Source organism: Streptomyces sp. NPDC060198 (genome assembly GCF_042728415.1).
In the GTDB taxonomy this organism is placed as follows: Bacteria; Actinomycetota; Actinomycetes; order Streptomycetales; family Streptomycetaceae; genus Streptomyces.
In genome coordinates this window covers 24,247-31,710 of sequence record NZ_JBHWZJ010000040.1, presented here as the reverse complement: position 1 = coordinate 31,710, position 7,464 = coordinate 24,247, and the positions used below count along the sequence as shown (strand labels likewise).

The window sequence follows — 7,464 nt, the reverse complement described above, 5'->3', positions numbered from 1 at the left end:
GAAGGTGGGCTCCTCCACCACCACCTCCTACACCGACACCGGCCTGACCGCCTCGACCGCCTACAGCTACACCGTCAAGGCCAAGGACGCCGCCGGCAACATCTCGTCGGCCTCCAGCGCCCTCTCCGTCACCACCTCGGCGGCCAGCGGCGGCACCGACACCACGGCGCCGACCGCCCCGACCGGCCTGACGTCCACGGCGAAGACCAGCAGCAGCGTCTCGCTCTCCTGGACCGCGTCCACGGACAACGTCGCCGTCACCGGCTACGACATCTTCCGCGCCGGAGTGAAGGTGGGCTCCTCCACCACCACCTCCTACACCGACACCGGCCTGACCGCCTCGACCGCCTACAGCTACACCGTCAAGGCCAAGGACGCCGCCGGTAACATCTCGTCGGCCTCCAGCGCCCTCTCCGTCACCACCTCCGCGGGCGGCGGCACCGGGACGGGCACGGTCAAGGTCCAGTACAAGAACACCGACTCCTCCGCCACCGACAACCAGATCCGGCTGTCCCTCCAGCTGGTCAACACCGGCAGCACCGCGGTCAACCTGTCCACGGTGAAGCTGCGCTACTGGTTCACCCCCGACGGTGGGGCCTCCACCTTCGGCACCGCGTGCGACTACGCGGTCGTCGGCTGCGGAACCGTGACCCTCGGCGTGACGGGCGGCGGTTCGGCGACCGGCGCCACCCACTACCTGGAGGTCGGCTTCGGCAGCGGCACCCTCGCCGCCGGCGCCTCCACCGGTGAGATCCAGCTCCGGATCAACAAGAGCGACTGGTCCAACTTCAGCGAGGCGGACGACTACAGCCGTTCGACCAACACGTCCTTCGCGGACGCGTCGAAGATCGGCGCGTACGTGGGCGGCGCCCTCGCCTGGGGCACCGCCCCCTGATCCCGCGGCCCACTCCCCCACCGCTCTTCTGACGCGGTGACGGGTCCCGGGCCCGGGACCGATCCCCTGCGCACCGCCCCCTGCCGGACAACCGGCAGGGGGCGGTGTCGTGTTCCGCGAGGACGCGGTACCGGGCGGCTCCGGCGGTACCCCGGACGGCTCCGGGCACCCGCGCGAGGTGTCGAGCAGGGTCCGCGACAGTGGCGGGACTCCCGGAGGGCACGCCGTCACGCAGCTGATCGCCGACGCCGTGGGGGCACCGGCCGGGCGGGAGAAGGTGACACGGCTGGTGGTGCGTACGCCGGGTTCCTCGCGGGTCTGCCATCACCAGCCGCCCCGCCCTGCCCCGTCCGTCCGTCCGGAGTGCCCCCGAACGCGTGGCCGCCCTGGGGGCACCGGGACGATTACCGTCCTGCTACTCGATCGTGCCTGTGGCCGGATCGACCCGGGACCGTCCGGTCCGAGCGCCCGAGTGCCACTGTCGAACTCGCCTCCGCTCGCGCGGAGAGGACTGGGAGCCGATCGCTCCTGGCCTGACCATGGACGGTTCACCTCCGCTCGCGCGGAGAGGACGCCATCACCCGCACGACGTGCGGCTGACTCACCGGTTCACCTCCGCTCGCGCGGAGAGGACGTTTCGAGCCCCACGCGCACCCGCTCAGCTTCCGGTTCACCTCCGCTCGCGCGGAGAGGACTCGGAGCGGCTGTACACGGCCAGCTCGACGTCCGGTTCACCTCCGCTCGCGCGGAGAGGACGCGGGCGGCGCCGCCCACGACTCTTTCAATCGCGGTTCACCTCCGCTCGCGCGGAGAGGACTGGATCAGGCGAGCAGCGCACTGGCGAAGATCCGGTTCACCTCCGCTCGCGCGGAGAGGACAAGAGGCCGGCCGCGAGGTTCGCCGGGAGCATCGGTTCACCTCCGCTCGCGCGGAGAGGACGGCGTCCTGAATGACTCACATCGTCACCAGCCAGGTTCACCTCCGCTCGCGCGGAGAGGACCCTTCGCGACCTGCCCTTATCCGACCGCTTTGCCGTTTCTTTGCCGAGCTTCGCGTTGCATGCTTTCCGTCCCGTCGCCGTCGCGCAGCGAGTGTAAGGCTCGTCCCTCACATCGGTGCCTGATTTCCCTATCTGAGGCTGTTGTCAGTGGGTGGTGCTATCCCTGTGGTCATGGTGAAGCGCGACGGGGCGGGGGCCTCGGGGGACTGTCTTCTGGACGTTCGGCTGTGGGGAAAGGAGCACGGGCTGCCCCGGCCGTATCCGGTGATGTGTCATCTCCTCGATACCGGGGCGGTGTTCCAAGGGTTGTGGGATGCCGTTCTGGGCGAGGAGACCAAGGCTGCCATCGCCACCGTGCTCGGCCTGGACCCTACGGAGGCACGCACGGTCGTGGCGTTCTGGGCAGGCTTGCACGACCTCGGCAAGATCACTCCCCCGTTTCAGGCGCAGGTTCCGGCCTGCTACCGGCCGGTTCGTGACGACCCCGCGTACGTCAGCGCGCCGGGCGCTGAGGCCGAGAAGCGATTTCGCCACGAGATCGCCTCCCACTGGGCTCTGAACGAACTCTTCCAGGAGGCTTCCTACCCCAGCGAGGTGCGTCTGCTCCGCACGTCGGTGAGCCACCAGATCGCCCAGCTGCTCGGTGGCCACCACGGACTCTTCGGCGGTGTGCTCAAGGCAAAGGAGGCGGCACGGGCCGGTGCGTACAACGCCGGCCTGGGGGGCCAGGGTTGGTCCGACCAGCGACGGGCGCACTTCGACGAATTACGGCGGGCCATGGGCGCGTTCGCGGTTCCCCGGGGCGGGTTACCCGCCGGGCTGGCGGTGGTGGTGTCCGGGTTGGTCGTGGTGGCGGACTGGCTGGCGAGTCAGACGTCCGCCATCGAGGCGCGCATGCCCGCTCCCGGCTGGTCGGGTACGCCGGCGGAGGTCGATGCCCACTGGCAGGGTGCGGTGGAGGTGGCTCCCAGGCTGGTGCGGGCGGCGCGGCTGGGCCGGGCCCGGTTCTCCGCCGGGGAGTTCGGTGAGATGTTCCCGTTCGTCCCCAACAGCTTGCAGCGGGATCTTGTGGAGCATCTTCCCGGGCTGGTCGGGGAGCACGGTTCCGGGCTGGTGCTGGTGACGGCTCCGACGGGTGACGGGAAGACGGAGGCGGCGTTGTTCGCGGCCTCGTTGCTGGGGAGGGCGGCGGGCGCCCGGGGGGTGTACTTCGCGCTTCCGACGATGGGTACGGCGGACGCGATGCTGCCCCGTGTGGAGTCCTTCGCCTCCCGGGCGATGTCCGGGGAGCGTGCCCTGATGCTGCTCCACTCCATGGCGTGGCTGAGTTCCCCCGGCAGCGCGGACGGAGCGGTCACGCTCGACACCGGGCTGGACGACGGGGCGCTGAGCGCGGAGAAGAACACAGCGGTAGAGGCGGACGCGTGGTTACGAGGCCCGAAGCGGGGCCTGCTCGCTCCGTTGGGTGTGGGGACGATCGACCAGGCGTTGAGTGCGGTACTGCCGTTGCGGTACAACGCGTTGCGGCTGTTCGGGCTGTCGGACAAGGTGTTCGTCGTCGATGAGGCGCACGCGTACGGCCCGTGGATGCACCAGCTTCTCGTACGCCTGCTGGAGTGGCTGGGGGCGATGGGCGCCCCGGTCGTCCTGCTGTCGGCCACGCTTACGGGCCGTTCGGCCGGATCGCTGGTGGACGCCTACCGGCGCGGTGCCGGGTTCCGTGAGCCGTCGCAGGTGGTGGCGAGGTATCCGGGCTGGCTGTTCGCGAGCGGCGCTTCGGGGGAGGTGTCACCGGCGCGGAGTACCGCGAGCAACCGGGCCCGGACTTTGAAGGTGTCGCATCGGCCCGTGATGTGGGATGTCGCGGAGCCGGCTGGTTCGCCGGTACGCGAGGGGGGCCGGCGGGCGGCGCTGCGGGAGGTCTTGGCGCCGGTCGCCACGGAGGGTGGCACGGCGCTGGTGTGCTGCACGACAGTGGCCGAGGCACAGCGGACGTACCGGGACGTGTGTGCGGCGTTTCCGGGGCTCGCCGCGCAGCCCGGTGGGGTGAGGTTGCTGCATTCGCGTTACCCGGCGGATGTGCGGGCGGCGATCACGGCGGACTGTGAGGCCGCGTACGGGAAGCCGGGTGAGGGGCCCATCTCGGTGCGTCCGGGGTCGGTGCTGGTGGCGACGCAGGTGGTGGAGCAGTCCCTGGACTTCGATTTCGATCTGGTCGTGAGTGATCTGGCGCCGCTGGCTCAGTTGTTGCAGCGAGCCGGGCGTGCGCGAAGGCACCGGCGCGGGGCTCTCGGTCGGCCGGGGTGGGCTGTTGCGGAGGACGAGCCGGAGTTGGTGGTGCTCGATCCGCAGGTCGTGTCCGAGATGACCCCGCCCCGCTCGTGGGGGTCGGTCTACGACACCGGGCTGCTCGTGCGCACGTCACAGCTCCTGGAGAAGTGCGCGCCGGACGGTATCGCGGTACCGGGTGACGTGCAGCGACTGGTGGACGAAGTGTACGAGGAGGACTTCGTCGACGAGTTCCAGGAGGCGGTTCGTGCGGAGTTGGCGCGCCTGGACGAGGAGCGGCTGGCGGACGAGGCGGCCGAGCGGCATCTGGCGACGTGGGCGAGCATCTGCGCCCCGGCGGATGTGAGGGGCGATCTCAGCAAGCTGTCGGCGCGGGAGGCGGGGGTGACGGAGGAGTTGCTGACCACACGCCTCGGTGCGGACACCGGCCGGGTGCTCTGCCTGTACGAGCAGGCGGACGGGAGGGCGACTCTCGACCCCGAGGGCAGGAGCCCGGTCCCCGTAGGCGGCCGGTCCGGCCTCACGGCGGCGGAGTTGGCGGGCGTCGCGCGGCGGGTGGCGCCGGTGCCGGGGCGGTGGCTGCGGGGCGGTGAGCCCGAAGTGACGGTTCCGGTGAAGTGGGGCACTCATCCCTCGCTCCGCGACCTCGTTGTGCTGCGCATGAGCCCTGCCGGGGACGGGACATGGGCCTGCCGCCACGGACGTTTCGTCCTCTCGATATCCGAGGTCGGCCTCGAAGCCGAGTGATCTTCACGTTCTGATCACCCACCCCTCACACTTCCGCTACTTTTCAAGTGCGGTTCTCCCTCGACGCGTTGACGACAGCCCGCTGTCGTCGCGCAAGCGGAGGGTCTCCACCGGCCTTCCCTCCAGCGCCGCCTGAATGACGACAGGACACCTCCATGCCGACCGGCACGTTCGACCTGATCCACCGACCCTGCGTGCCCGTACGCTGGAAACCCGGCAGCACGACCAGTGCCACGGCCGGCCTCCGGGATCTTGTGGGGTTACGTGAACTCCTGCTGCACAGCCACGACATCGAGTCCCTCGCCGTCCCGGACGCTCCCGCACACGCCGCGCTGCTGCGCATCCTCTACGCGCTCACCGCGCGTGTCGCCGACCTGAGCGAACAGGGCGCCGACGGCGACTGGGACGAACGCCGCCTGGACGTTCTCGACTCCGGGCGGCTCCCTCCCGACGGGATCGACGCGTACTTCGAGGAGTTCCGGGACCGGTTCTTCCTGTTCGCACCGGGCGGGCGCCCGTGGATGCAGGATCCCCGTCTGGCGGAGCAGTGCGACACATCGAACACCGCCGGGGTGAACAAGCTCATCGTCACCCGTCCCTCGGGCAACAACCACTCCTGGTTCCGGCACGACACCGACACCGCTCCTGAACTTCCGACGGCGCCCGAAGCGTTCCTCAGCCTGCTGGTGTGGCACTACTACGGGCCGTCCGGGCGCTGTTCGTCCCGCGAGGTGAACGGGTTGAAGACCGCGAGCGCCACCGCCGGTCCGCTGCGGACCGCCCTGTCCTACCACCCCGAGGGCACCTCGCTCTTCGAGACCCTGCTCGCCGGGCTCGTACCGCCGGAGGACACCGTGAACGGCGCGGAGGATCTGTGCCCGTGGGAGCAGGACGACCTGCCGGACCCGGACCGTCCGGTGAGGGAGTCGCGGGGGCCGCGTTCGCGGCACACCGGCCGCTCGCAGCACGCGCTGCTCCTGCTGCCGGACGAGGACGGCACCCACGTGCGGGACGCGTTCATCACCTGGGCGTACCGGGGTGAGCGGTTGCCGCGCGAGGACGACTACCTGATCTGGCAGACCAGCCAGCAGGGCAACCGCTACCCGCGCCCGGCCGATGCGGGGCGGGCGCTGTGGCGGGACCTGGACGCGCTGCTGCTCCAGCATCCGCCGGCCGGCAGTGCGTACCCGCAGCAGCCACGGGTGTTCCGTTCGGCGGTCGAGGTCTCGGAGGACCTGCGGGTCCGGGCGCTCGGCTTCGACCAAGAGGGACAGGCCAAGGACACGCAGTTCGTCGACGCGAGCACCCCGGCCGTCCTCGGATACGCCGAGGACAACGACCCCCGCACCGTCCCCGCCGTCGGCCGCCTGCGCCAGTTCGGCGAGCTGTACGGGCGCCGTCTCGACCGGGCGGTCAAGCGCGCCTGGGCCGCGTACGTCAAGGACGCCAAGGCCGACGGTGCGGCATGGGGGGCGGAGGCCGGTGCACGGTACTGGCCGCGCGCCGAGGCGGAGTTCTGGGCGCGCTTCCGCCTCCTGGACCGCACCGGCGAGATCGCGGACGGGGGTTTCGATCCGACGGCGACCCGCCGGGCGTTCCTGCGCCTGGCCGAGGAGGCGTACGACGCGGTGACCCGGCCCGTCACTCGTACCCTGCGCGGCGCGAAGGCCGTCTCGGAGGCCCGCATCGACCTCTACGGCGGCACCCCGAAAAAGCCGGCGGCCGTGCCCGGCCCCCGGACGAAGCTCAAGGAGCCATCCGCATGACCACCACTCCCCCACCCCCCGCACAGCACGTCGCCGATCCACCGGAAACGGCCGACAGCAGCATCCCGCAGCAGAAGAGCACAGCGCGGGCGCACAACCCGCGTGCCTTCACCGACTGGGTCGCCCAGATCAGCCGGGACGACCCCGGGGCCCGCAGCGCCCTGCGCAGCGGGCTGCGGAAGGATCTCGACTCGGTGCGGCGGATGCACCGCCTGATCGCGCCCTGGCTGCCGGAGGGACGCTCGGCAGACGTGGAGCGGGCGTACTACGCGGTCGCCGCGATGATTGCCTCCCAACCGCGCGGCGCACTGGCCGCACCGGACCCGGAGAGTACGGACGACAACCCGGTACACGCCGACGGCGAGCGGATGCCCGCCAAGAACGAGCGGCGGCGTCGGGTCAGTCTTGGCACGGCGTTCGCGACCGCGGTCGCCGAGGGACCGGGCCGGGAGAAGGAGATGCGGGCGGAGACGGCGGAGAGCCGCCTCAACCTTCTCACCCGCCAGAGCGTCAACGGCCTGCACCGGCACCTGCCCGCCTCCATCGGCTACCTGCGCTCGCTGGACGTCGACGTCGACTGGGCGCAGCTCCTCGACGACCTCTCCCATTGGCGCAGGAACTCGGGGCGGATCTCGCGCACCTGGCTCCAGGACTTCTACCGGCTGCGGGCCAAGGACGCCGCGCGGCAGGCCGACGAAGCGGACGAGAAGGAACTCGCAGCAGACTCGCCCGCCGCCCCCGCCTCCGCCTGACCTCGGCCGAGCCGA

The 7,464-nt window shown here is 71.0% G+C and carries 4 protein-coding genes and 1 CRISPR repeat array; all 4 genes read left to right on the top strand.

The features are described 5' to 3' along the window. Positions 1-895, top strand: an 895-nt coding sequence (locus tag ACFWEP_RS08620) for a cellulose binding domain-containing protein (protein WP_387367675.1), incomplete at its 5' end; no start/stop codon positions are given. Positions 896-1,378: 483 nt separating this feature from the next. Beyond that, positions 1,379-1,895: a CRISPR direct-repeat array (repeat unit 29 nt; unit sequence CGGTTCACCTCCGCTCGCGCGGAGAGGAC). 171 nt (positions 1,896-2,066) lie between these two features. Further along, a complete protein-coding gene (locus tag ACFWEP_RS08615; protein ID WP_387367672.1) occupies positions 2,067-4,931 on the top strand; it encodes a CRISPR-associated endonuclease Cas3'' in 2,865 nt (954 codons plus the stop codon). A gap of 155 nt (positions 4,932-5,086) precedes the next feature. Beyond that, positions 5,087-6,697 carry a type I-E CRISPR-associated protein Cse1/CasA gene (gene casA / locus ACFWEP_RS08610; protein WP_387367669.1) on the top strand — a complete coding sequence of 537 codons (1,611 nt, stop codon included), beginning with the start codon at positions 5,087-5,089 and terminating at the stop codon, positions 6,695-6,697. After that, positions 6,694-7,449: a type I-E CRISPR-associated protein Cse2/CasB gene (gene casB / locus ACFWEP_RS08605; protein ID WP_387367666.1), complete on the top strand. Its 756-nt coding sequence runs from the start codon at positions 6,694-6,696 to the stop codon at positions 7,447-7,449. The genes casA and casB overlap by 4 nt, the downstream gene beginning before the upstream one ends. Positions 7,450-7,464: the final 15 nt, after the last annotated feature.

Coding starts and splice junctions, on each gene's coding strand:
- ACFWEP_RS08615 (WP_387367672.1), top strand. CDS start 2,067: ATGGTGAAGCGCGACGGGGCGGGGGCCTCGGGGGACTGTCTTCTGGAC.
- casA (WP_387367669.1), top strand. CDS start 5,087: ATGCCGACCGGCACGTTCGACCTGATCCACCGACCCTGCGTGCCCGTA.
- casB (WP_387367666.1), top strand. CDS start 6,694: ATGACCACCACTCCCCCACCCCCCGCACAGCACGTCGCCGATCCACCG.